Consider the following 25,694-nt stretch of genomic DNA (forward strand, 5'->3'; position numbering starts at 1 on the left):
AATATACCTATAGGGGTATATTACATCTGTTTGTTGTTTATGTCAAATCTTTAGAAAAATGGGCTGCAAGGTAAGATCCTCACAGCCTCATATTATTTATTGTGCCACTTTTTGCATTCTTTCATGAACCAAATCCATTACAGATTTTTTGAGGTTCACTAATGCTTCATCAGCATTCTTGTGTGAATCTGCTGAAACACCAAAATAAAACTTCACTTTCGGTTCTGTTCCTGACGGTCTTACACAGAACCATGAACCATCCTCTAATTGATATTTGAGTACATTTGATTTTGGAAGATGGATGTCACTCTTTTCATCTTTCACTACATTGTATTGAACGCTCGCCTTGTAGTCTTCAGAAACCACTAATTTTTGACCATTCACTTCAAGCGGCATATCCGCTCTAAAACCAGCTAATAGATTTTCGATCTGTTCTGCTCCAGACTTACCTTTTAATGTTAATGACTCAAGACCTTCCTTATAAAACCCATGTTTCTTGTAAACATCATCTAAAGCATCAAAAAGTGTTTTTCCTTGTTTTTTGTAATAAGCAGCCATTTCAGCTCCCATCAAACAAGCTTGAACAGCATCCTTATCACGAACAAAATCTCCGATTAAGGAACCGTAGCTTTCTTCATAACCGAAAATGAATGTATGTTTTCCGCTTTTTTCGTATTCTTTGATCTTTTCACCAATAAACTTAAAGCCTGTAAGGGTATCTTCACACGTCAAACCGTATGATTCTGCGATAACTCGACCAAGTTCTGAAGTTACGATCGTTTTAAAGATGATTCCTTTTGAGCATAAGCTCCCCTTCTCTTCACGTTGAGAAAGTATATATTCGATCATGAGTGCACCAGTCTGGTTACCTGTAAGGATTTCATATTCACCTTTACTGTTCTTAGCCGCGATTCCTACTCGGTCTGCGTCAGGGTCAGTTGCAATTAAAATATCTGCATCGGTTTCTTGTCCGTACTTAATTGCCAACTCGAACGCAGCATGCTCTTCTGGATTAGGTGATTTTACTGTTGAAAAATTAGAATCAGGCTGTTCTTGTTCTTTAACGACGGTAACATTCGTAAACCCTAACTGTTGAAGTCCTTCTCTAACCGGAATATTTGCAGTTCCGTGAAGTGGCGTGAAAACGATGCTTAAGTCATGCATCTCATTGATCACTTCGCGGTTCAAACTAATTTTTAAAAGTTGCTCCATGTAAGCTTTGTCGATTTCCTCACCAACAATTTGAATCAACCCTTCATTTTTGAGTTCCTCTTCAGATCTCACTTCAATAGAAAGTTCATCTTCAACGCCATTTACTTTTTCGATCACTTCATCAGCTTCTTTAGGTGGAAGCTGACCACCATCTGGACCATAAACTTTGTATCCGTTGTATTCTGGTGGATTATGGCTTGCTGTAACAACGATACCACTGTAAGCTTTCAAGTATCTAACCGCAAAAGATAACTCAGGTGTAGGTCTTAAGCTTTCGAATACATAAGCTTGAATACCCTGAGAAGCTAATGTTTTCGCTGCTTCCATCGCGAATTCTGGTGATTGATGACGAGAATCGTATGCAATTGCCACACCGCGTTTTTTAGCTTTCTCACCCTGCTGCTCAATAAAATGAGCCAATCCTAAAGAAGCTTTCCGAACCGTGTACGTGTTCATACGATTTGTACCAGGTCCGATTTCTCCTCGCATACCACCTGTTCCAAATTCTAAATTTTTATAAAAGCAGTCTTCAAGCGCTGTCCTGTTTTCCTTAATTTCCTCTAATGCAGTCTTTAATGGTTGTTCGAGCTCTTCTTTCCCTACCCATTTCTCATATGTTGTCTCCCAGGACATAGTACTGCCTCCTTATGTTATATAAAATGAATGCTAATTGTTTTTTTGTTAGTTTCGATATGAATCGAGTTATTCCTGCCATATCTATTAAATACGGCCTTTATTATACCGCTTTCAGCACAAAAAATAAAATCCCTCAATAAAGCAGTCTTACACATTGACAGGGTTCGTGATATTTCCCGAGAAATAGAAAAAAAGCGGCAAGCTATCTATCGCTTACCGCCCTTCTCATCGTTATTTACTTTTATCTTTTTGAACAACACTATATAGATCTAGCCTTCTATCTCTAAGAAGAGTTACACTTCCTGTTTTACGTTGTCTTCTTAAGATCTCTAAATCCACATCACCTACAACAACTGTTTCGATATTTGGGTGACATTCCCCAACGATTCCGTCTCTTGGAAACGAAAAATCAGATGGTGTAAAGATACCGGACTGAGCATATTGAATATCCATGTTCTCTACTTGCGATAAGTTTCCAACCGTTCCTGCGATTGCTGTATAGATCTCATTTTCAATCGCACGTGCTTGCGAACAGTATCGAACGCGTAGATATCCTTGACGATCTTCTGTACAGAATGGGGTGAAAATGATCTTTGCACCTTGATCGGTTACAATACGTGAAAGTTCAGGGAATTCGATATCATAGCAGATTAATATCGCAACTTTTCCGCAATCTGTATCAAATACTTGTACTTTATCACCAGCAGTAATTCCCCACCATTTCCGTTCGTTCGGTGTGATATGAATTTTATATTGCTTATCAATCGTTCCATCTCTTCGGAATAAATAAGCCACGTTATAGATATCTCCGTCTTCTTCAACAAAGTGGGAGCCACCGATAATGTTTACGTTATAACGTACAGCAAGATTCGTAAAGAGTTCGATGTATTGCTCTGTAAACTCGGTTAGCTTACGAATGGCTAAGCTGGGACTCTTTTCTTCACAGAACGATAACAACTGAGTAGTAAGAAGCTCTGGAAACACAGCGAAATCTGAACCTTGATCTGATGCAACATCTGTATAATATTCAACTTGTGTCGCAAAATCTTCAAAAGAATCAATCGTCTTCATCATATATTGTATCGTAGTAATTCGAACAGGCTCACTCGTTTTAAAATACTTTTTCGTTTTATTCGGAATGTAGTCAACATTGTTCCATTCCATTAGTGTCGCATAGGCATTTGATTGTTTATCATCAGGCAGATAGCTCTTATTTAAACGCATTACTGTAAAACCGTTCATTAATTGAAAGGTTAACACTGGATCATAGATGTTGTGCTGAATGACTTCTCTTACATATTCGCGAGGCGTCATTTCTTTTGAATGTTTATGGTAGTTCGGAATTCTACCGCCTAGAATAATACTTTTTAAGTTTTTTTGCTCTGCTAGCTCTTTACGCGCTTCGTAAAGACGTGCACCTATCTTCATACGGCGATATTCAGGGTGCACCATAACTTCAATACCATATAAGTTAAAACCTTCAGGATCATGGTTCGTGATATAGCCTTTATCTGTAATCTCATCCCACGTATGCTTATCATCATACTCATCAAAATTAACCATTAAGCTTGAGCAGCTTCCAACAATCTTTCCTTCATACGTTACACAAAATTGTCCTTCTGGAAAGATACGTAGATGACTCTCTAGCTGCTCACGTTCCCAAGGCTCCATGTTTCCTGGAAAACAGATCTGCTGAAGTTCTAAGATTTCCTCAATATCTTCAAACTCAATGTTGCGAAGTTCTATTTTTTTTTCGAATTTTGATACGTCGATCTCACTCATGTTATCCACTCCTCTAACTAACTTCCATAACTTACTTCCAATTCTTCATCCGCTCTTCGAGACTGCCAGTGAAGAATTCTATCTCATTTCCATCCGGATCGTTAAAACTGACTGTGTTTCCCCCACCTCTTTGTATCGGTCCTCTCGTGATTTCAACATTTTGTTCACGCAGCAACTGGACAGCTTTAGGAAAATGTTCTTCAGAAACTGTAAATGCAAAGTGATCAACACCTACTTGATTTTTATCCATAGGTTTTGCATCTTTTATTTCTATCAAACACAGCCACACTCCCCCGACGTCTAAGTATATATCTGTATTCCCTTTATGAACGATTTTAGCACCTAGTACGTTCATATAAAATATTTTGGAACTTTCTATGTTTAAAACTCTAATCGTAATATGATTGATGCCTTGTATTCTAACCATATTGGTTTCTTTACCCTTTTTTCTCTGCCTGCTTAATAAGTGATACGAGATTCAACTCTGCTAGGGTTTCCATCTGGTGATCAACATCGCCAAATGTCATATGTTTTGTAACGGGATTAGGAATAACCACACAATAAAGTCCTGCTTTTTTAGCCGCCACTGATCCGTTTACAGAGTCTTCAAATGCGATCGCTTCATGAGGTCTTACGTTTAAGGCTTGTACCGCTTCAAGATATAGTGTGGGATCTGGTTTTACTTTTTCAACATCATCTGCTGTTTTGATAACTTCAAAATGGTGCTTCAAACCTATTCTATCTAAATGCTCTTCTACCCATTTTCGCGAAGAACTTGATGCAAGACCAACCTTTAATCCGAGTTCTTTTGCAGCTTCAAGGTAATCAAGAATTCCAGGAAGTTCCCGTTGTTCCGATATTAGAGCAAGTGCACGCTCTGTCTTTTTTGCTCGCAGCACTTCATGATCAAGCTTTTGATCAATCTGTCTCTCTAAATATTCGTAAGGATTAAAATCAGAATGGGTACCGATACATTCTCCCCAAACTTCGAGCGGCAGATCGCTCCCATGTTCCTGATACAATTCTTGAAAAGCGTTGTAATGCTGCGTTTCTGTATCCAAAATTGTTCCGTCAAAATCAAACACCAATGCCTTGATCACGGTTAACCAGCCCCATCTTAAGCGTTTTATACTATTTTCTTGTATTTTTCTAAAAGACGCAAGAAAACCGATTATTAATGAAGGACATTCGTTCTAAACATGATTTTCTTTCCATTGCTTGTGGCGATAATTGCTCCGAGCTGATCGGTCCGATAGACGTTCATCTTACGGTTATCTAAACGATACATCACTTCTTTCGATGGGAATTGATAGGGATTATTCCTACCTACCGAAATCACAGCCGTTTTCGCTTTAACTTTTTTTAAGAATTCCATCGTCGTCCCCGTATTGGCTCCATGGTGACCCAATTTAATAACATCGGCCTTCACCCCACCACGCTTCAAGATCTCCTTTTCTTCTTCAGCACCTGCATCTGCCATAAGAAGAAAATTCTTTTTGCCATGCTTGATTTTAATCACTGCCGAGTAATCATTGATGTGTTTATAATACGAACCCTTAGGGGCCAGCATTTCAACCTTTACAGAAAAGCCCATCTTAAAATTCACACCTGCTTTTGCGCGATCTACCGGAATTTGCTTTTCGTTGATCACACGAAAAAGGTCATGATAATATTTGGTGTCGTATGGCAGGTTCGGCATGTACAGTACACTGACGGGAAACGCTCGTATCACATCATCTAACGAACCGATATGGTCGTGATGGGGATGAGTGGCTACAACGATATCAAGATGCGTAACGCCTTCTTTTTCAAGATAAGAGATAATTTTATCTCCGTCATGTTCATCTCCACCATCGATTAGCATCGTTTGTCCATTTGGTGCTTTTATAAGAATACAGTCGGCCTGACCAACGTCTAAAAAGTGTATCGTCAACGGATCAAACCAGTCCGCTCGAGCTTTATGAGGAACAATAGTTAACATGAGCATTAAGCTCAAACAGAAAACGGCAACCTTGTTAATGATTTTCAAATCTCACACCCCTTTACATCCATTTTTTCGTCCATAATGCGTAACTTTAGTTATATGTAATTATGTTGAATTCAACAACAAAACCCGCCATCCAATACATGGATGCGGGCGATTTGTTTTATTATGAATAGTCGTTTTCTAAAAGCTCATTCCTAATAAAATATTGCATGGAATTCTATCTATAATTTTCTTTTCTAAAAGAATGTTGCTATCGAATTTTATTCTTCATCGACAAGTTGACGGGAGTGTAAGATGCGAGACTCCTGCGGGACAAGCGGTCAGGTGAGACCCTTAAAGGCACAAAGTGGCAAGGGGCTCACCGCCTGCCCCGCGGAAAGCGAGCATCTGAAACGGAGGTCAACCACTTCCAAAGACACCTAAGATTAAAACTAGCTTAAATACTCACTTCATTCTTCTTAAAAAAGCTCTTCATGGCATGATACACATCAGCTTTTTCTTTCAAGATATAATGACTAAACTTCGGATTATCCATATTCTTATACACACTCATCAAAGTAGAATGCCGATTATAGGCGTTCACTTCACCATAACCAAACATATTAGAGTGCTCCATAATTTGTTGAACGAGTTTAACACATCTTGCATTATCACTCGTAAGATTATCTCCATCAGAGAAATGGAACGGATAAATGTTATAACGGCTCGATGAATATTTCGTCTCGATCAATTCAAGCGCTTTGCGATAAGCAGATGAACAGATCGTTCCACCACTTTCACCTTTGTTAAAGAAGTCTTCCTCTGAAACAACTTTTGCCTCCGTGTGATGTGCGATAAATTCAATCTCTACTTTTTCATACTTCGATCGCAAAAAGCGTGTCATCCAGAAAAAGAAACTTCTCGCCATATACTTTTCCCAGATTCCCATCGAACCTGAAGTATCCATCATAGCGAGGACCACGGCTTTGGATTCTGGTTTGACGACTTCGTTCCATGTTTTAAATCGAAGGTCATCATTATGGATAGGAGCAACACTTGGTTTCCCGATCAAAGCATTTCGTTTGAAGGCTGTTAGAATTGTTCTTTTTTTATCTACGTTCCCCATGAGCCCTTTTTTACGAACATCATTAAATTCGATTTTTTCCATTACGATCTGGTCTTGTTCTTTTTGTTTGAGGTTAGGCAGTTCTAGTTCTTTAAACAGCATCTCTTCTAGTTCAATGATTGAAACTTCAGCTTCTGCATAATCGACACCTGGTTTGTCGCCTGCAGGTCCTTTTCCTTTTCCGGCCCCACTCTGTCCGGCACGTCCATCTCTGGCTACTACATCCCCCACCTGACTATCTCCATCACCTTGGCCTACGTGCTTGTTCTTGTCGTAGTTGTATCGGATTTTGTATTCATCCATAGAACGGATTGGAATCTTGATCACATCACGCCCGTTGGATAAAATGATATTCTCTTCACTTATCAAATCCGGCAAGTTGTTTTTAATGGCTTCCTGCACTTTTTCCATATGCCTTTGATGATCTTGATATCCTTTTCGGTGGAGGGACCAGTTTTCCTGAGACACAACAAAATTGTTCTTTTCCGGCTCGCTCATCGTTTTCCCCCTCCAGAGCAGCAAGAGTCAATGCTGCTTGTTCTTGATCAACCCGGGGCATAACTTGCTTGTAACAATCCGCTATTATCAGAAAAAAAGGGTTGGTTACACTATCATATGCACGTACTTCTTAGAATTGCTAAACTTTCATGATAAAAAAGCCTTCTTTTCTAAAAAAGAAAAGAAGGCTTTGTTTTGTATTTATTTATCATATTCTTCTTTGTCATGCTGCTGCGGATCTGGCGTTTTCCCACTTTTACGAACCTCTTCGTTAGTGGAGACGTGTTCCATCACTTTTCCGTGTTCTTTCATTTCTTCAAAGTTAGACACCATAGAGCTGTTTTTTCGTTTAGGTTCATTATCTTGTTTTGTCATAGGGATTCACCTCTTACAGAATTTTTCCCCATTTATTCCTTTTTAAAACCATTAAAAACTTTCATTTCATCCATCGGCCAATAACGGATGTTTGCCTCGCCCACGATATCAGTCATCTCTACAAAACCGATATGGCGGCTATCGATGCTGTGAAGTCTGTTGTCACCAAGTACGAAGATCTTGCCTTTTGGTACTGTATCATGCCCTGTTATCTCTTCTAACGTAAAGTTGCCAGTTAGTGTCCGATTACCAGCAAAGCGTTTAAATTCCTTTAAATAAGGTTCTTCCACTGGTTTGTTATTGATATATAACTTGTCATCTCGGTATGCAATATGATCACCCGGTAGACCAATCACCCGCTTGATATAATCTTCTTTCGGATTTGCCTTAAAAACAATCAGATCAAATCGCTCCGGCTGACTGATCTCATACCCAATCTTATTCACGATTAGTCGATTTCCATTTTGGATGGTCGGCATCATAGACTCACCATAAACCACGTATTGCTCAATCAAAAACTTTTTTATAATAATAGCTAGAATAAGTGCAACACCAATTGCTTTTATCCAATCCGTTAATCCGTTTCTTTCTTTTTTAGTCGAGCTCATCGGGCTCACTTCCTTTAGTTAGCTTATTAGTATCAATTTACCATTTTTAAGTAAGTAAATACAAGTTCAATTATTTTTAACATAAATATGAATGTAAATTCTATCTGCAATTTGTTTAGTTTTCCCTAAATTTCTGTAAAAAAACACACCCTGACAGACTTAACTCGTGTACAGGGTGTGTTGCCATATTTATCGGTTCAATAAACTGCCAACATATCTTAGTAGTTCGTTGGCACTAGTCGTATTATATCCGTGTTCATCCACTAGACGGGCGATAACCTCATTAATCTTCTTCAGTTGTGACTCATCAGGGGTTTTGGATGATGTTGTGATCTTTACAACATCTTTAAGATCCGCGAATAATTTCTTTTGAATCGCTTCTCTTAACCGCTCATGAGAATTATAGTCAAATTTCTTTCCTTTTCTCGCATAAGCAGAGATTCTAATTAGAATTTCTTCACGGAACGCTTTTTTCGCATTCTCAGAGATTCCGATCTGTTCTTCGATCGATCTCATCAACTTCTCATCTGGACTCATCTCTTCACCAGTAAGCGGATCACGTAGTTTATTCTTATTACAATACGCCTCAACATTATCGAGATAATTGTCCATGAGCGTTTTTGCAGACTCTTCGTACGAGTAAACGAACGCTTTCTGAACTTCTTTCTTCGCAATATCATCGTACTCTTTACGAGCCGCCGAGATAAAGTTAATAAACCTCTCTTTATCTTCCTTCGATATGGATGCATGATGATCAAGCCCGTCTTTTAATGAACGCAGAACATCGAGTGCGTTAATTGAAGGTGTTTCTTTGCGGATGATCGCTGACGATATTCGGTTGATAACATAACGCGGATCAATACCAGACATCCCTTCATCAGCAAACTCTTTCTTCAGTTCCTCAAGGTCAACATGGTTGAATCCTTCTACGATCTCTCCATCATACAACCGCATCTTCTTCAACAGATCCATTCCTTGTTTCTTTGAATCTTTTAATCGTGTTAGTACCGAGAATGTTGCTGCCACTCTTAAAGCGTGCGGCGCAATATGAACATGAGACATATCACTCTCTGAGATCATCTTCGCATAAATTTTTTCTTCCTCAGAAACTTTTAAATTATACGGAACGCCCATCACGATAATCCTTGAATGCAGGGCTTCGTTTTTCTTATTCGCGATAAAAGACCGGTACTCCGATTCGTTCGTATGCGCGACAATTAATTCATCTGCTGAGATAAGTGCAAATCTTCCCGCTTTAAAGTTTCCTTCTTGCGTAAGAGAAAGGAGATGCCATAAGAATTTCTCATCACACTTCAGCATTTCCTGAAACTCCATCATTCCTCGGTTCGCCTTATTCAGCTCTCCATCAAAGCGATAAGCACGCGGATCTGATTCTGATCCGTACTCAGCTATCGTGGAGAAGTCGATACTTCCCGTTAAGTCAGCGATATCTTGTGACTTAGGGTCAGATGGACTAAACGTACCAATCCCTGTTCGCTTATCTTCTGAGAAGAAGACACGCTCTACCATAACATCTTCAATACGACTGTCATATTCGTGTTCAAGCCTCATCGTATTAAGTGGAGATAAACTTCCCTCCACTCGAATGCCATAATCATTGAAGAACTCTTTTCTTAAGTGCTGTGGAATAAGATGTAACGGATCTTCATGCATCGGACAGCCTTTAATCGCATAGACCGCTCCCGCAGGTGTTTTTGTGTATTGCTCTAATCCTCTTTTGAGCATTGTAACTAAAGTGGATTTACCACCGGATACTGGTCCCATCAACAATAAGATACGTTTACGAACATCAAGGCGCTTAGCGGCAGGGTGAAAATACTCTTCAACAAGTCGTTCGATTGATTCTTCTAATCCAAAAATCTGATCGCTGAAAAAATGATACACCTTTTGACCATTTTTTTCTGAAATGCCAGCATCTTTGATCATGTTGTATACTCTTGAATGCGCAGACTGGGCAACAAATGGCCGATCTCGTAAAATATCAAGGTATTCAGCGAAGGTACCTTCCCAGGCTAAACGCTGTTCTTCTTCACGATGCAGTTGGATTCTCGATAAAATATCCATGAGTACCTCCTTGATTGTATTGGCTCCATCAAGTGTTAATCTACTCTATGCGGGGATGTCCGTAATCATTCTGTTTGAATAGCGATTTTTATTTAAAAAAGTTGGAATTCCCATTCGCACAATCATGGTAAAATATGTTTATCCTTATGTTTTGAAACGGAGAAAGCGTTATGAATCAAAAGCTTGGCCTTATATCAGTACTCTTAATGCTCTGCATCGTGTTCTTTTCATTTATGGGCTTAAGAACAGAACATGAAAACTATATTCCTTTTCAAAAAGCGATTTCTTCGCTTGCTCAAGTGGAGAATTTGAGATTAGATGAAAACAGCCGCCTTCTTGATCAAAACGGTAATCTTCTTTATGAGTTCAAAAATAATGAGAGCCGTGTTTACCTAGACTACAACAAAATACCTGAACCTGTGCGTCAAGCTTTTATCGCTACAGAGGACCAAGGATTCATACAGCATCATGGAATCGATGGAAAAGCGATCGCCCGGGCTTTTATTACAAATTCATCAGCAGGGTCTGTTCAACAAGGTGGCAGTACAATCACACAGCAGTTGTCACGCAATCTATTTCTTACACATGAACGTACATATGACCGAAAACTAAAAGAGTTACTAATCTCATATCGAATCGAGCAACAGTTATCAAAAGAAAGAATCTTAGAGCTATACATCAACTCGATCTATTTTCAAAATGGTGTGTATGGAATTGAAAAAGCTAGCCGTTATTACTTCAGCAAGCCCGTCGGTGAGCTTTCGTTAGCTGAAACAGCATTTCTGGCGGCTATACCAAACAATCCAAAGCTGTACGATCCTCTAACTAACTTTGAGAACACGAAGAAACGGCAAAAGTGGATTTTATTGAAGATGAAAGAGCAAGGATACATCAACGAAGCCACTTATGAAGCATCACTTAGTCAACACATTAATTTAAAGGTTTCACAGCCTGTCGTTCCCTATCCTGAAATTGTGAGTTATGTAAAAGAAGAACTTTTGAGTTTACTAGCGGTCGCTCCTGCTAACAAAGGGCTGACAACAAAACAGCTTTTGGTAAAGCGAGATCAGCTATTAAAGAGCGGTGTAGTCGTTGAAACTTCTTTAGATCCTCGGCTGCAAAAAGAAGCAGTGCGTGCTGTGAATCACCGGTTGCCCTATAACAGCATAGAAGGATCTGTCGTTGTTGTTGATCATGTTTCAAAACAGATCGTTTCTATAGTTGGCGGAAAGAATGTTGGTTTAGAAGAATTTAACCGTGCTTATCAAGCGAGAAGACAGCCGGGTTCTACAATAAAACCACTTCTCGTCTATGCTCCTTATGTTGATGTGTACGGTGCAAAATCACAATCGCTCATTTCTGCAGCACGTATGTGTGAAGGTAACTATTGCCCTAACAATTATGGAGGAGCTTCTTACGATACAGTCTCCTTAAAAAAAGCGATGGCGGGTTCCATTAACACCGCTGCTGTTAGAGTACTAAGTAAAACAGGCGTGAATAAGGCGTTTTCTTATTTACAGCCCTTCGGATTTTCTTCTGTAACGCGAGAGGATCTTCAGCTGGCAAGTGCGCTCGGCGGATTCTCAAAAGGCTTTTCGCCTCTTGAACTGACCAGTGCGTATACTGCATTTAGTTCTAGTGGAACATTTGTAAAACCTAGGTTGATAACTTCTGTAAAAGATAAAAACGGTAAGCTGTTATATGCTTGGAAAGAGAAGCCCGTTTCAGTATGGAGTGAGAAAACAAATAGCGTGATGCGCGAGATGCTTGAGGCCGTAACGATTTCAGGAACGGCAAGGGATGCTCGTTTTGCGGGGTCCTCCTACATTGGGGGTAAGACTGGAACAACAAATGATGTGCAGGATCTTTGGTTTATCGGACTGACTGATCGTTATACTGCAGGTGTTTGGGTCGGACATGATACACCGAGCAGTCTACGTTCTATTGAGAGCGCGTCTCCCGAAGTTATGATCTGGCGTGATATTATGAAAAAAGCTTATCAAAATTGAGAAAAACCCCTGTCACGACAAGAGTGACAGGGTTTTTGGCTGGTCCTTAGGTTCCGTGAAGCTAACAACAAGAAGTATATTCATGGTAATACGGCGAAATTCATAAAAAATAGGGCGGGTTTTTCAGATATTACGGCGTAAATAGCCCTCAATACGGCGAGTTTTTAACAAATATCGGCGAGATTACAATATTCGACAACTCTTACCCAACTTCCTACGTAATAGCTGCCACAAACGCATTATACAAACGCATCACCGTATAGACCACAAGCAGCCCGAAACCTGTCCAAAAGAATAAGTGCAGAAATACCATTCCCATGATACCTATGGTTGATAAACTGTAGCTTATACGCAATAAGAATTGAAAAAAGTATAAAAGAGATGCAACAATAAACACAATACCTATCAGCAGCACGGAATGGTTCAGCGCGATTGCAAGCATGCCACCAATAAAAAAGTACCAGCTCCCGCCTTTTCCTTGCTGAAGCAGATTTCCCTCTGTATCTTTTGAGAAAAAGAACAGACTAAGGTGCGTTAACGTGTCAGACAGCAGCTTAAGAGCTGCAAACATCATAAAAAACAGCAGAAACAAACAAAAACCGATTGATAAATGAATCACATGATCGTCAAATAATTCTTGCATCCCCTGATATACACCAAAGTATGTAAGTTTATCAATTAAGAGTCTTTCAAAGTAAATGGCAAACCCCGAACTGAACAGAATGATAGAAAACAAGGGAAGATACCCTGTCATATATACGTTTTTCTTCATTTATGCTTGCACGAATCCCCTCGAATTGTTAAATTTCAGCAGAAATACATTCCCATGAAAACCGTTTTCATTTATAATGAGGAAAGATACTGGAAAGAATAATACTACTTTCAAAGGAGGAGTTCAAATGGATTTTATCCTCATCCTACTCGTGATGCTCGCCTTCCTGACTGCCATCTTTACAGCAGGCTATAACGATCGTCCTGGAAAAAACTAATCCATATACATATGGAAGTAAAAACGTCCTTTTTCAATAAGGACGTTTTTTTATGCTCTCAAAGATATTGTATTTGTTCATCATTGACAAGTTGATTGGAGTGTAAGGTGGGAGACTCCTGTGGGACAGGCGGGCAGGTGAGACACTTATAAGTGAAACTTGCGAATGTGGCTCGCCGCCTGCCCCGCGGAAAGCGAGCACCTGTAACGGAAATCAACCACTTACAGTACGAAAACAGCTTATTTCAACTCTCCAAAACTCTGTTGACGCAATGCTTCATAGATTAAGATCGCAGCCGTATTCGATAGGTTCAATGAACGTATGTGTTCATTCATCGGTATGCGCAGACATCTCTCCATGTTCGCATCAATCACTTCACGCGGAAGTCCCTTCGTTTCTTTTCCAAAAACAAAGAAAACATCTTTCTCCGAATCAGAGTAATTAAAATTGGAGTACGTCTGTTCACCGAATTTGGTGATATAGTAAAACTCCCCGTCTGGGTATTCATTATAAAAAGCATCCAACGAATCATGATGTGACAATTTTACATGCTCCCAATAATCAAGGCCAGCACGCTTTAAGTATTTGTCTTCTAAAGAAAATCCAAGTGGATGAATGAGATGCAGATGTGCACCTGTTCCTGCACAGGTTCGTGCGATGTTTCCTGTGTTCGCAGGTATTAACGGTTCGAATAAAACAACATGTATAGCCAAAAAGCTCACCTCAAAAACAATATTCCAACAAGTACTTATTATAGCACTTTTTTTGGAATATCACTCTCTGAAGGCAAGCTTATTCTTAAAGAATATGAAAAAATTTATATTGAATGCGCTTCGTGTACGCCGTTGAATCTTCATAGCCCCAATATCTCATTCTACTGTTTGTTGTATGAGCATTTACGAGTGGTTCTCCCGAAGGATCCTTTGCGACCACAATCGTTGTATGCTGATAATGGCCATCTCCATCAAAGTCATAACAGATTACGTCTCCCGGCAAAAGAAGATGCGCCGCTGATTTCTCTTGTGCTTGAAGCGTCGATTTAGAACCGGATAAATACCATCTCATCGCATTGGCTACTGACCAACTATAGCTCCAAGAATTATTTCGCATCCACCACCCCTTCGACTTAATCGATTGAGAAGTCATCGGAATGCCACCTGCATGTAGACTTTGAGAAATATAATTCGTGCAATCATTCTCAAAAGATTTATAGGCAGGATTAAACGTATTCCACCATCTTTCTGCATAGCGTACAGCAGCAAGCCGATCATACCCACCCTTCGTCGGTGCGATCGATTCGTTCTCCCGCTCGATCTTCGGAAGCTCTCTATAGTTTCCTTCCACATTCACAGGTTCATCGCTCTTCATATCACCATCTTGAAACGTAGCTCGTCGCTCTTGAGAGATCTCTTCCACATAGAAATCAAATCCATGTTTGATCAAGAAGCTGTAATGGACCAGATAATCTACCTGAACTTTATCCTCAGACTCAGTCGTTCGTAAGACGCTTCCGTTCGTTTGATTGTTCACGATAAACGCATTTCTATCGGTATACATTTGTTTTTTTCGAATGAAGCTCTCTTGTTCTTCTCGTAAAAAGTAACCTCTTCCGTCTGCATCTGCATGTATCATCCATTGAGATTGGTTTTGGATATAAGCTTTAAGTGTTTCCATCCACATCAGACATCCCTCCTGCTTCTACTAACATATGAGTGGGATATCAAAAAAAAGAACCCTTTAAGGGCTCTCTAGGATGTCTTCTTGCAGCTATTCTGTTCGATCGATAGCAATATTTCTTTTTTATCTAAACCCCCGCCATAGCCTACAAGTGCTCCATTACTTCCAATCACTCGGTGACATGGAATAAAAACAGGTACGGGATTTTGGTTGTTCGCACTGCCTACAGCTCGAACAGCCTTTGGTGCACCAATGCCTTGAGCCACTTCCTTATATGAACAAGTTACGCCATAAGGAATACTCGTAAGCTGGTTCCATACCTTTTTTTGAAAAGCGGTACCAAATAAATCATAGATCACACTAAATTCATGCAGGTTCCCTGCAAAATAAGCGTGTAGTTGTTGAACGGCATCGTCCAATCGTTCTGGAGAGTGTATAAGCTCTCCCTTAATAAAATGTTTCGCCATCCATGAACGTAAAGTTGGAAGGTTATCCTCCATTGAACCAAAATCGAGACGGCAGATTCCGTTCTCCGTTGCAATGATTGTTAACGGTCCGATTACGCTTTCCATTTCTTCGTAATAGAGTAACGTTTTAATCTGACACATAATTATCCCTTCTTTTCATTACTTGACCTTACTATATCGGACACTCCAAACATATGCGATTACGAAATTTCTTGATTTCGAACCATTTTCAGTCCCTTTTCAATCTCTAACGTGACCAAATCGTCTTTTTCACTCTCTTTTGCAGTTAATAGTTCTAATTCCGCATTTTCTCCGCCAATCTTACCAATGGCCCATGCCGCAGTTCCTCTAATTACGGGGCGTGGGTCATGATGGAGTAACATTAATAAATCAGGAATGGCTGTCTCATCTTTAAAATGAGCTAAAGCAATAATCGCATTTCGTTGAATAGGCTTCTTTCCTCTCCAACTGCCTGAAATGTAACCGAATTTTTCTTTAAACTCTCTATTGCTTATCGACAACAACGGCTTTAAAAGAGGTTTCACAATCTCTGGATCAGGCTCCATATCCATATGATGATGAAAATCTTTCCCCTTATTTTCAGGGCATACGGTTTGACACGTATCACACCCATATAAACGGTTACCGAGCTTATCTCTATATTGATCAGGCAGAAATCCTTTCGTTTGCGTCAAAAAGGCGATACACTTTGACGAATCAAGCTGTCCTCCTTGTACAAGAGCATTAGTCGGACATGCATCGACACATTTGTTGCAAGAACCGCACTGATCTTCCATTGGTGTGTCTGCAGGAAACGCAATGTTTGTAATCATTTCGCCGAGATACATATAAGAACCAAACTCAGGTGACATGATCGCACAATTCTTGGCACTCCATCCGATCCCGGCTCTTTCAGCAACAGCCCGATCCGATAGTTCACCTGTGTCTACCATTGATTTCACAGCGGCACCTGGAACTTTTTCTATAATAAAGGCTTCCAGTAATGAGAGCTTTTCTCTTAATATATGGTGGTAGTCTTTACCCCATGATGCTCTGCAAAAAATTCCTCTGCGCTCTCCTCGAACACTTCTTGGAGCATCTTTCATCTTGGAGGGATATGCAAGAGCGATCGAAATGATACTGGAAGCACCGGACAGAAGCCGGTCGGGCTCTGTACGCTTTTCTATATCACTTTCTTCGAATCCTGATTGATAGTTAAGGTCTTGTTGTAATCGGAGACGTTCTTTGAGCTCGGCAAATACATCAGCATGTGCAAAACCAATTTTGTCGATTCCGATTTCTTTACTATATGCAACGATCTCTTCCTTCAACTGGGCACTTGTCACGCATATCCCTCCTTTACATTTATTTTCCACAATTATGATAAACTACAATTACTTAAATAAGAAACGGGGTTACATAATGATCACAATTAATCCTAAACTAAACGAACTTGTCCCAAACTTTAAAATAGGCACAATTACATACCATGATATCGCGATTAGCGAATCACCGCAAATGATTAAAGGCAGGTTCCAGCTATTTACAGAATCCCTGCGACTTGAAGAAAAAAATGCTGCCGATTACCCTGGTGTTGCGGAATATCGAAAAGTGTTCAAGTCTCTTGGAATGGATCCTTCCCGCTATCGTCCCGCTTCAGAAGCATTGTTGCGACGGGTGTTAAGCGGCAAGGACCTACCTCCGATCAATTCTGGGGTCGATGTAAACAACTTCTTCTCTATTCGATTTGCAATTCCGATCGGTCTTTATAACCTTGATGGGATTGAAGGTGATGTTGAGATTGATCTTGGTAGCGCTGAAGATACATATGAAGGATTAAACGGACGTGAGATGAATATGGAAGGCAAATTGCTGTCTAGAGACGAGGTTGGTGCCTTTGGCAGCCCAATCGTTGACTCTAAGCGCACGATGGTAGATGAGAGTGTTAAGAATGCACTGCATATCGTGTATCTGCAGCCATCTATGGATAAGGGTGAAGCTCAAGAACTCTTGGAATCTATGGCTAAGATGTTTACTCAAGTGAATGGTGGGAGTGCTGAGATCAGTATCCTGTAACGAACGTATTACGGTGAGGGGCTCAATTTATTATCTTTGGTGCTTTTGGATACATTCCATTCGTGTTGGAATTTATCGACTCGCCGATATACGATGAAAACTCGCCGTATTAATGGAAAATCTCGCTGTATTATCTTTGAATCTCGCCGTATTATTGCTCAAATCGGCCGTATTCCTTATTCACACCATTAATAAACAAAAAAATGCAGGGCTTCATTGGATCAACGAAGCCCTGCATTAAAACCTACAACTAACTTGTTCTATATATAAGCAGCAAGTAGGACATTTATGACAAGTTCTTGAAACATTTTTTAAAATTTTGCTACCAACTTCAACTTTTATTCTACTAACGTATATTTTACGGATAATGTTGCTTCAATCTCGTCACCTTCATCCAATTCAAATACGTATTCAGGAAGGAAAAGGTCATCCCCTCTTCCTAATATGATATTGACTTTACTGCCTCCGTTTACAAAGTAATTTCCAAATCCGTTCACAGGCTCTACCTTATATCTTCCTGGAGCAATATCTTTCCCCGCTATAAATACGCCGGCCACTAGTGTTCGCGGCTCTTTTTTCTTAATTAGTATTCCTTTATTTAATGTATCAAGCGTATTTTGTTTATTTGCGATCTCACCGCTAAGTTTTTTTAATTCATCTTTCTTTGCATTTACTTGAGTACTTAACTCATCCACTTCTTTTTGAATCGCATCTTTTTGGTTGATCATTTCCGAAGCTTCATCAACCTGTATTTGAAGCCCATCCAATTCAGCTTGTTTACTGCTTTCCTCTTCCTCCATCGCTTCAACGTTTTCTTCTATACTTTCTAACTCTTTCTTCCATTCGTTAATCTCACCATCAATTTCCTCTGCCACAACCTTTTTATCTTTAAGAAGTACTGAAGCTTTGTTGTAGCCTATTGCATGTGCCGATAAAGCGCTAATCGCCACTAATACTAGCGCGATTAAGCTTAAGTAAATCCACTTTTTCTTAAACATCGATAACTCCCACTTCATAAAAACTCCCCCTTATGATGGTATATGTACGTCTTTTGAACTATTTTATTTTCCTGAAAAAACAATATGCTTTTTCCACCAAAATAAAAACCCCTTAAAAAGGGGCATATTATCCTATCTATAAATATCGAAATAATACAAGGATAGAAAATATAAAAAGAATGATCATGACCAATAACAGTCGAAAAGATTGAAACAGCCTAATCATCAGCCCATTAATCATGTGCATATAGTGAAAAATATCAGCAGAAATGAAGAGGATTGAAACGAAGGAGACAGTAATTAAAATCAGACAGACTGTGGCACGCCGGTCTCTATACATCAGAGAAATAACCTCCTTTACACCTACATATTCAGTGTACAAGAAGAAGATTCAAAAAAAGTTCCCGGCATAAGTGTGCCAGGAACTTTTTATAACACTATGAAATTATTATCAGCCAGCTAAATCTAGATTCTTCGGTTCGCTTTTTGGCTTTGCAAACAGATAGACTGCGATCGACAATAAACTAAAACTTATTAGATAGATGAACAATATTCCCATATTGGAGAATGCAGAGCTCGTACTACCCAATGAGATTAATGCCTTAAATCCAGCGATGGAATACGTGAAAGGCAAGAACTCACTTAGCGCACGCAAATTCTCTGGCAGCATATCGATCGGCAGATTTGCACCTGTCGTAGAAAGCTGTAGGATCACTAAAGCGAACGCGATGAATCGTCCGATGTTTCCTAACGACGCGAACAATAAGACGATTCCTGTGAATACCAAACTAACAAAAACTGCAAAAGCTATAAAACCTAGAGGGTTTTCAGTTTTTACATTTAATGTAAGTAGAACAACCGTCGAAAGAAGTAATGACTGTACTACAGCCAATGCACCTAGGTTCATAAATTTAGCACCGAACCAAGAGAAAGCTGAAATTCCTTCTGGCTTCTTAAAGTTGATGAACATCGACATGATTAAAATTCCGACAAACAACGCTAGTGAAAGAACATAAGGAGCTGTTGAATCACGATAGAGTGGATATTTATTTACCGTTTCACTCTTCAACTCAACAGGGGAAGAAAACATGCTTAGATTCTTATCATTGGCCGCTTTAATCGCTCCTGTTTTTTCTGCGCCATCTTTTAGACCTGATGATAACTCGTTACTTCCGTCATTTAGTTTTCCTGCACCGTCATTTAATTTTGTAACACCTTCCATTAAGTCGCCCCAGCCTTTTTCAACTGTTGCGTTTCCATCACTAACCTGTGACATACCAGCATTGATTTTTGTCGCTCCTGAAGTGAGATCACGCCAGCCTTTTTCGACTGAAGAGTTACCCGCCGATACTTGAGTTGCCCCATCATTAAGCTGTGATGCTCCATTCGTAAGAGATGTCCAACCCGTATTGACCGATTGGTTTCCTGCAGCAATCTGAGATGTTCCTGCATGCAGCTCTCCTACCTTACCTACCATCGTGTTCCAGCCATTCTCAATAGACGCGGTCCCTTGTTGAAGCAAAGGTACCTTTTGGCTTAATGTAGCAACACCGTTATCCACTGACGTTTGGCCAGCAACTAGCTGGTTTACCCCATCAGCGACAGACTTTGGATTAGGCTCAGCATTTGCGGTAAAAGCTCCCGCGATTTTTGCAGCACCCTGACTTAGTGCCTGTAGCTTTTGAGCTTTTGCAGGATCAGTTGCAGCTGTCGTGATAGCTTGGCTCGTACCATAAATCTTCATAAAAGCAGGATCCTTGGATAGTTCAGGGTGTTGCTCTAAGTATGCCTTTAGGTCACTTGATAACACTTGCAGCCCCTTACCTAGGTTTGCAGACTCATCTGCCACTTGAGCAACGCCTTGAGAGATCTGCTGTGTTCCAGGAGCGATTTCATTCTTTATCGCACTTTGAACACCTTTTAGTCCTGTTAAGATTCCAGTTGTTCCTGCTTTTAGTTGCGGTATGCTGTCTCCAAGTTGTCTCGCACCTGCCGCTAAATCTTTAACTCCTAATTGTTTATCTTTTAAATTTTGTAATAAAAGTCCTGTTCCTTCATTCGCTGCAGCTGAGCCTGCCGCGAGCTTCGAAATATCACCTGATTTAGATTGAAGGGACGAAAGCAGTTCTTTCGTACCAGCACTTAGTTGCGATGAACCGTTAGCTAGTTTACTAATATCCGGCTGTTTTGCTGAAAGAGAACTTGCCATTTGTCCGACACCATTTTGAAGTTCTTTTGCCCCACTCGCTAGCTTTGAAATGTCAGCAGCTTTATTTGTAAGCGATTGCAAAAGTGTGTTTGTTCCATCACGAAGATCGGTCATCCCCGTATTTAATTTTGCAGATCCATCTGCAGCTGATTGAAATCCTTCTGATACATCACCGAGGCTGGCAAACATATTGTTCGCATACTTCTCTGTAATCTTATCCCCTAGTTTTTCTCTTAGCTTTTCGGTCGCACTTCTTGTCACTTGAGCTGCCATGAAGTTTAATCCTTCGTTTTGAATATACGTAAGTTGAAGTTTCTCTGGATTATCACTTAAAACGGTCGTTACCCTTTGTGAGAAATCCTCCGGAATCTCGATAACCATGTAATATTTCAGACTATCGAGGCCTTCTTTGGCTTCCTCAGCACTTACAAATTCCCAACCGAGATCTTTTCCTTTCTTTAAGTCTGCGACCAGATCCTTTCCTACATTGATCGGTTCATCGTCCGATAATGCACCCTTGTCCTTGTTGACTACCGCAACAGGCAAGTTCGACAAGTTGTCATACGGTCCCCATTTTGGTGATAGAAGTATACCACCATAGACGACCGGTACGAGCAACGCGGCAATGACTGAGATCAGCAGACCCTTTTTACCTGCCAACTTCGCCATCTCTGCCATAAACAAACGAAAAGCGTTCATCCCTTTACCCCCGTTCTCCCCAAAAATAAATACATTCTGTAAAAATGAATAGGTATTCACTTCTACTAGAATGTATTATTCGGAAGAGACAAGAATAAATCCTTCTTATTTATCAGAAAATTGTAAAATATTAAATAATAATAAGGTAGTAAGTCCTGTTATAATATAGGATTGGGTTTCGAATTGTGAATCACGCTTTTACCAAAGGCTCCAATAGTCCCATCTCTAAACAGGCGCTGACTGATAATTTCTTTTCCTTTGATTGAAATTTTAAAGTAATAAATTCTCCGCTGATCTCAATAATTTCTCCTGTTCCAAACACACGATGAGTAACAGCTAGACCAACATGTAGTTCTTCTTCCTTTTTGATGCTATTCGGATTGTAAGGAACTCCATTTATCTTCTTTACATTCTTGTTTACTGCTGGTTCAGATTTCATCATTCTTGTCGGATCTAATATATTTTTGACATCCGAAACAAACACAGATTCCTCGACTTTTTTCCCATCTCGATAAGGATACGTCACTAGGGTTAATTGTCTCTTGGCACGCGTCATCCCTACATAAAATAAACGAGCTGCTTCTTCTAACAATGAATGATCTGTACGATCTTCTTTAGATGGTATGATTCCATCCACTACATCAATCATATATACCCTCTCAAATTCGAGCCCTTTGGCACTATGAAAGGTAGAAAGTGTTATGGCTTCATGCCCCTTCTTCTTTTTTGCTGTCTTCAAAACAACTTCAAGATGCTTTAATCGTTTTGCAAACTCCTCAAGGCTTTTAAGATCTGTTGCTATTTCTTCGAGTGTGTTTAAGATGCCCACTAAATAATCCATTCGAAAACCAAGGCTCTTACTGATCTTTTCTATGGCCTTATCGTAGCCTAAACCATCTCTGATCACCCGTATGGCTTGAAGAGGCTTCATATCTTTCATTTCTTTGAACGTCTCTTTACTAGTCTTCAGAAGTTTAACTTGATACTCCTGTAATTTCACATGTTTTAGCAGATTATCAAACACAGAATCATTATTGTTCAATTGTTTTAAAGCTTGCATCTGTTGCTTCGTAATATACCCGTTAAATTTCAAATGAATTTTTTCTAGAATGTCTGGTCTCTTATCGGTAAAGGCCATACGCATAAAATTCAATATATCTTGAACTACCCAATGTGAAAAGAAACGATTATCAGCATCTTTCATATAAAAAGGAATTCCAGCACGATCAAAATCATTCATCAAACCAATGGATGACGAATTATTGCGATATAAGATGGCGACTTCTTTTAGATGAACGGCATCATTCAATTCTTGCACCAAGTATTTTGATTGTTCCTTAAAATTCACGAGATGTTTCACTTCAATCGGTTGATGCGAAGGATTTTGAGTGAACATATTTTTTTCATATCGGTTTTTATTTCTTTTAATAAACGAATTAGCAACGTTAACAATATCCTCAGATGAGCGATAGTTCTGCTCCATAAACAAAATAGAAGCATCACTATACTTTTCCTTAAATTTAAGTAAATAGGAAGGCTCAGCACCTCTCCAGCTATAGATTGATTGGTCATCATCTGCCACAACACATAAATTCCTATGAGTAGATACCATTTTTTCTATAATGGAATGCTGCACTAGCGATGTATCTTGACTTTCATCTGTTAAAAAGTAATCGTATCTGTTTTGATAATGACATAACACCTGTGCATCCTTTTCTAATACATCATTTCCGATCGTGAGCATATCATCAAAGTCTAACAATACATGATGCGAATCAGATCGTTTGAGTTCCTCATATTGTTTAAATATCTCTTCAGCCTGCGGAATGTCACAGGAAACTTCTGACCACCGTTCGAGGGGTATCATCTTATTCTTAATGTAACTGATATAGGTCGTGAGCTCATCCATTTGATCTTCGGTTATGTTCTCGCCAACAATAGACTTAAATAAATGCCTCAACAAAAGTTTTTTGTTGTATTGAAAGTTTCCTGCCGATCCTGCTTTTTCATCTGAATCGTGTTCACCTTCTATGATGGTAAAAGGAATTCCCAACTTTCTATAATGATTCCTGACTACCTCAAAAGCAAAGCTATGAATGGTCGAAAAATCCACGGCAGGTAGTTCAGGATAAAATCTTGTGAAACGCTCTTTCATGTCATTAGCTGATGCCTTACTAAAGGTAACAGCCTTAATCCGAGACGGATGAATCCCTTTTTCCATTATCAAGTAACCGATTCTTAGAATGATCGTGGTCGTTTTCCCAGAACCAGGTGAAGCTAGTAATAGAAGCGGCCCTTCTGTCTTCACAACTGCTTTCTTTTGAACATCATTTAAAGTGATGCCTAGATCATTTTTCATTTTAGTGAAGAAATCTCCCATGAGTCAGTACCCTTTCGTAACCTGAATATGAATAAGTATAAAGTTCAAAGCAAATAAAAAAACTCCCCACAAAGGTGAGAAGTTTTAAGTTTAAATGTTAAGTTAAGTAAAATGGTACCGGTGGTCGGGGTCGAACCGACACTCCAGAAGGAACACGATTTTGAGTCGTGCGCGTCTGCCAATTCCGCCACACCGGCATTTGAATCTTTTTGAATTGGAATTTATGGAGGCGGCACCCGGATTCGAACCGGGGGATAAGGGTTTTGCAGACCCGTGCCTTACCACTTGGCTATGCCGCCAGAATATAAAAAATGGAGCGGAAGACGGGATTCGAACCCGCGACCCCAACCTTGGCAAGGTTGTATTCTACCACTGAACTACTTCCGCAAACATTTAATTAACTTATAATATGTTGTTAAAATCATCTTATGTTATAAAAATAAAAATGGCTGGGCTAGCTGGATTCGAACCAACGCATGTCGCAGTCAAAGTGCGATGCCTTACCGCTTGGCTATAGCCCAAAATTTAAATGGGGCGGACGAGGGGAATCGAACCCCCGAATGTCGGAACCACAATCCGATGCGTTAACCACTTCGCCACGACCGCCACAGTATTAAAATTGGCAGGGGCAGTAGGAATCGAACCCACACCAAAGGTTTTGGAGACCTTCGTTCTACCTTTAAACTATGCCCCTATATAAGGAATAAAAGATGGTGGAGGGGGACGGATTCGAACCGCCGAACCCGGAGGGAGCGGATTTACAGTCCGCCGCGTTTAGCCACTTCGCTACCCCTCCACGAATGAAGACAGGTTTTATTATAAAACATAATTACCCTGTTTTTCAATAAGTTTTTTGTTCCAATTCAGGAAGAAAAAACTGGTGCCGGCTAGAGGACTTGAACCCCCAACCTACTGATTACAAGTCAGTTGCTCTACCAATTGAGCTAAACCGGCAAAAAAAATGGTGGCTCGAGACGGAATCGAACCGCCGACACGAGGATTTTCAGTCCTCTGCTCTACCGACTGAGCTATCGAGCCAAGAAAAAATTCTTGGTGTTGTAAAGCCACCGTTTAAATAAAAATGGCGGACCCGACCGGGGTCGAACCGGCGATCTCCTGCGTGACAGGCAGGCATGTTAACCACTACACCACGAGTCCATAATTGGTTGCACCCTATGGGCACTACTTATATTTCATGGTCAAGAAGTAATCTCGACGTTGCCCATGAAATAAAATTGGTTGCGGGGACAGGATTTGAACCTGCGACCTTCGGGTTATGAGCCCGACGAGCTACCAGACTGCTCCACCCCGCGATGATATATATGATATAAAAGTTTATGGTGGAGGATGACGGGTTCGAACCGCCGACCCCCTGCTTGTAAGGCAGGTGCTCTCCCAGCTGAGCTAATCCTCCATATTTAAAATTGTTATGTATAAGTGGTGACCCGTACGGGATTCGAACCCGTGTTACCGCCGTGAAAGGGCGGTGTCTTAACCGCTTGACCAACGGGCCAGATTTTTGAGCTTAGAGAGTATGTATCTGGCGGAGAGCAAGGGATTCGAACCCTTGATACGGGGTTGACCGTATACACGATTTCCAATCGTGCTCCTTCGACCTCTCGGACAGCTCTCCAATATGGCTCCACAGGTAGGACTCGAACCTACGACCGATCGGTTAACAGCCGATAGCTCTACCACTGAGCTACTGTGGAATATGTATTGGCTCAGCGACGTCCTACTCTAACAGGGGGAAACCCCCAACTACCATCGGCGCTAAAGAGCTTAACTTCCGTGTTCGGTATGGGAACGGGTGTGACCTCTTTGCCATCATCACTGAACCAAATTATATTGAGAGATGTTCTCTCAAAACTAGATACGACGTTTCCAAACGTTATGCATTTT

Annotated in this window: 19 protein-coding genes, 15 tRNA genes and 1 rRNA gene; 2 read left to right on the top strand and 33 right to left on the bottom strand. The window is 40.2% G+C overall.

The window, feature by feature from the left end; all coding sequences use genetic code 11:
• Positions 1-96 precede the first annotated feature (96 nt).
• From HU823_RS19920 to HU823_RS19960, 9 genes are all read right to left on the bottom strand, one after another.
• Entirely contained in the window at positions 97-1,845 is a 1,749-nt protein-coding gene (locus HU823_RS19920) for a phospho-sugar mutase (RefSeq protein WP_197223169.1), read from the bottom strand.
• Positions 1,846-2,079: 234 nt separating this feature from the next.
• Complete coding sequence (locus HU823_RS19925) at positions 2,080-3,630, bottom strand: bifunctional GNAT family N-acetyltransferase/carbon-nitrogen hydrolase family protein (protein WP_197223170.1); 1,551 nt, start codon at positions 3,628-3,630, stop codon at positions 2,080-2,082.
• A gap of 31 nt (positions 3,631-3,661) precedes the next feature.
• Positions 3,662-4,057 carry a VOC family protein gene (locus HU823_RS19930; RefSeq protein ID WP_197223171.1) on the bottom strand — a complete coding sequence of 132 codons (396 nt, stop codon included), beginning with the start codon at positions 4,055-4,057 and terminating at the stop codon, positions 3,662-3,664.
• A 10-nt stretch (positions 4,058-4,067) separates the two neighbouring features.
• Entirely contained in the window at positions 4,068-4,730 is a 663-nt protein-coding gene (locus HU823_RS19935) for an HAD family hydrolase (protein ID WP_197223172.1), read from the bottom strand.
• A 74-nt stretch (positions 4,731-4,804) separates the two neighbouring features.
• Entirely contained in the window at positions 4,805-5,659 is an 855-nt protein-coding gene (locus tag HU823_RS19940) for a ComEC/Rec2 family competence protein (protein WP_197223173.1), read from the bottom strand.
• Positions 5,660-6,053: 394 nt separating this feature from the next.
• Positions 6,054-7,220, bottom strand: a complete 1,167-nt coding sequence (gene yhbH / locus HU823_RS19945; protein WP_197223174.1) for a sporulation protein YhbH — start codon at positions 7,218-7,220, stop codon at positions 6,054-6,056.
• Positions 7,221-7,421: 201 nt separating this feature from the next.
• Positions 7,422-7,595, bottom strand: a complete 174-nt coding sequence (locus tag HU823_RS19950) for a hypothetical protein (RefSeq protein WP_186320607.1) — start codon at positions 7,593-7,595, stop codon at positions 7,422-7,424.
• Between the two features lie 32 nt (positions 7,596-7,627).
• On the bottom strand, positions 7,628-8,203 hold the full coding sequence (lepB, locus tag HU823_RS19955; RefSeq protein ID WP_144703107.1) for a signal peptidase I: 576 nt from the start codon (positions 8,201-8,203) through the stop codon (positions 7,628-7,630).
• 189 nt (positions 8,204-8,392) lie between these two features.
• Complete coding sequence (locus HU823_RS19960; protein WP_144703110.1) at positions 8,393-10,288, bottom strand: PrkA family serine protein kinase; 1,896 nt, start codon at positions 10,286-10,288, stop codon at positions 8,393-8,395.
• A gap of 170 nt (positions 10,289-10,458) precedes the next feature.
• On the opposite strand from HU823_RS19960, the gene HU823_RS19965 reads away from it, so the two are divergent.
• The gene (locus HU823_RS19965; RefSeq protein WP_197223175.1) at positions 10,459-12,297 is read left to right on the top strand and encodes a transglycosylase domain-containing protein; all 1,839 of its coding nucleotides are present in this window, start codon (positions 10,459-10,461) and stop codon (positions 12,295-12,297) included.
• Between the two features lie 214 nt (positions 12,298-12,511).
• Here the strand turns inward: HU823_RS19965 and HU823_RS19970 are convergent, their stop codons facing one another.
• From HU823_RS19970 to queG, 5 genes are all read right to left on the bottom strand, one after another.
• Positions 12,512-13,069 (bottom strand): DUF5366 family protein, encoded by a 558-nt coding sequence (locus tag HU823_RS19970; protein WP_197223176.1) that lies wholly within the window; start codon positions 13,067-13,069, stop codon positions 12,512-12,514.
• 456 nt (positions 13,070-13,525) lie between these two features.
• Entirely contained in the window at positions 13,526-13,999 is a 474-nt protein-coding gene (trmL, locus tag HU823_RS19975) for a tRNA (uridine(34)/cytosine(34)/5-carboxymethylaminomethyluridine(34)-2'-O)-methyltransferase TrmL (protein WP_197223177.1), read from the bottom strand.
• Between the two features lie 85 nt (positions 14,000-14,084).
• Entirely contained in the window at positions 14,085-14,966 is an 882-nt protein-coding gene (locus HU823_RS19980) for an amidase domain-containing protein (RefSeq protein WP_144703119.1), read from the bottom strand.
• A gap of 68 nt (positions 14,967-15,034) precedes the next feature.
• Positions 15,035-15,571: a methylated-DNA--[protein]-cysteine S-methyltransferase gene (locus tag HU823_RS19985; RefSeq protein ID WP_197223178.1), complete on the bottom strand. Its 537-nt coding sequence runs from the start codon at positions 15,569-15,571 to the stop codon at positions 15,035-15,037.
• Positions 15,572-15,630: 59 nt separating this feature from the next.
• Positions 15,631-16,776, bottom strand: coding sequence for a tRNA epoxyqueuosine(34) reductase QueG (gene queG, locus HU823_RS19990; RefSeq protein ID WP_197223179.1), 1,146 nt, complete (start codon positions 16,774-16,776; stop codon positions 15,631-15,633).
• 76 nt (positions 16,777-16,852) lie between these two features.
• Here queG and HU823_RS19995 point away from each other — a divergent pair, with 76 nt between their 5' ends.
• Complete coding sequence (locus HU823_RS19995) at positions 16,853-17,506, top strand: B3/B4 domain-containing protein (protein WP_231607581.1); 654 nt, start codon at positions 16,853-16,855, stop codon at positions 17,504-17,506.
• Between the two features lie 338 nt (positions 17,507-17,844).
• Here HU823_RS19995 and HU823_RS20000 read toward each other — a convergent pair whose 3' ends face one another.
• From HU823_RS20000 to rrf, 19 genes are all read right to left on the bottom strand, one after another.
• On the bottom strand, positions 17,845-18,522 hold the full coding sequence (locus HU823_RS20000; RefSeq protein ID WP_197223180.1) for a hypothetical protein: 678 nt from the start codon (positions 18,520-18,522) through the stop codon (positions 17,845-17,847).
• 433 nt (positions 18,523-18,955) lie between these two features.
• Positions 18,956-21,412, bottom strand: a complete 2,457-nt coding sequence (locus HU823_RS20005; protein ID WP_197223181.1) for a YhgE/Pip family protein — start codon at positions 21,410-21,412, stop codon at positions 18,956-18,958.
• Positions 21,413-21,602: 190 nt separating this feature from the next.
• Positions 21,603-23,771 (bottom strand): ATP-dependent helicase, encoded by a 2,169-nt coding sequence (locus HU823_RS20010; RefSeq protein WP_231607582.1) that lies wholly within the window; start codon positions 23,769-23,771, stop codon positions 21,603-21,605.
• 133 nt (positions 23,772-23,904) lie between these two features.
• Positions 23,905-23,989: transfer RNA gene (locus HU823_RS20015), tRNA-Leu, on the bottom strand.
• A 27-nt stretch (positions 23,990-24,016) separates the two neighbouring features.
• Positions 24,017-24,091: transfer RNA gene (locus tag HU823_RS20020), tRNA-Cys, on the bottom strand.
• Between the two features lie 13 nt (positions 24,092-24,104).
• Positions 24,105-24,179: transfer RNA gene (locus HU823_RS20025), tRNA-Gly, on the bottom strand.
• 59 nt (positions 24,180-24,238) lie between these two features.
• Positions 24,239-24,313 (bottom strand) — tRNA-Gln (locus tag HU823_RS20030).
• A gap of 9 nt (positions 24,314-24,322) precedes the next feature.
• Positions 24,323-24,398, bottom strand: a tRNA-His gene (locus tag HU823_RS20035).
• Positions 24,399-24,412: 14 nt separating this feature from the next.
• Positions 24,413-24,486 (bottom strand) — tRNA-Trp (locus HU823_RS20040).
• A gap of 17 nt (positions 24,487-24,503) precedes the next feature.
• Positions 24,504-24,588, bottom strand: a tRNA-Tyr gene (locus tag HU823_RS20045).
• A gap of 82 nt (positions 24,589-24,670) precedes the next feature.
• A tRNA-Thr gene (locus HU823_RS20050) sits at positions 24,671-24,746 on the bottom strand.
• 8 nt (positions 24,747-24,754) lie between these two features.
• Positions 24,755-24,830: transfer RNA gene (locus HU823_RS20055), tRNA-Phe, on the bottom strand.
• 44 nt (positions 24,831-24,874) lie between these two features.
• Positions 24,875-24,950 (bottom strand) — tRNA-Asp (locus HU823_RS20060).
• 78 nt (positions 24,951-25,028) lie between these two features.
• A tRNA-Met gene (locus HU823_RS20065) sits at positions 25,029-25,105 on the bottom strand.
• Between the two features lie 25 nt (positions 25,106-25,130).
• A tRNA-Val gene (locus HU823_RS20070) sits at positions 25,131-25,206 on the bottom strand.
• Between the two features lie 24 nt (positions 25,207-25,230).
• Positions 25,231-25,305: transfer RNA gene (locus HU823_RS20075), tRNA-Glu, on the bottom strand.
• 28 nt (positions 25,306-25,333) lie between these two features.
• Positions 25,334-25,425: transfer RNA gene (locus HU823_RS20080), tRNA-Ser, on the bottom strand.
• 4 nt (positions 25,426-25,429) lie between these two features.
• A tRNA-Asn gene (locus HU823_RS20085) sits at positions 25,430-25,504 on the bottom strand.
• 10 nt (positions 25,505-25,514) lie between these two features.
• Positions 25,515-25,630 (bottom strand): 5S ribosomal RNA (gene rrf / locus HU823_RS20090).
• Positions 25,631-25,694 lie beyond the last annotated feature (64 nt).

It is taken from the genome of Fictibacillus sp. 18YEL24 (assembly GCF_015903855.1).
Classification (GTDB): domain Bacteria; phylum Bacillota; class Bacilli; order Bacillales; family Fictibacillaceae; genus Fictibacillus; species Fictibacillus phosphorivorans_C.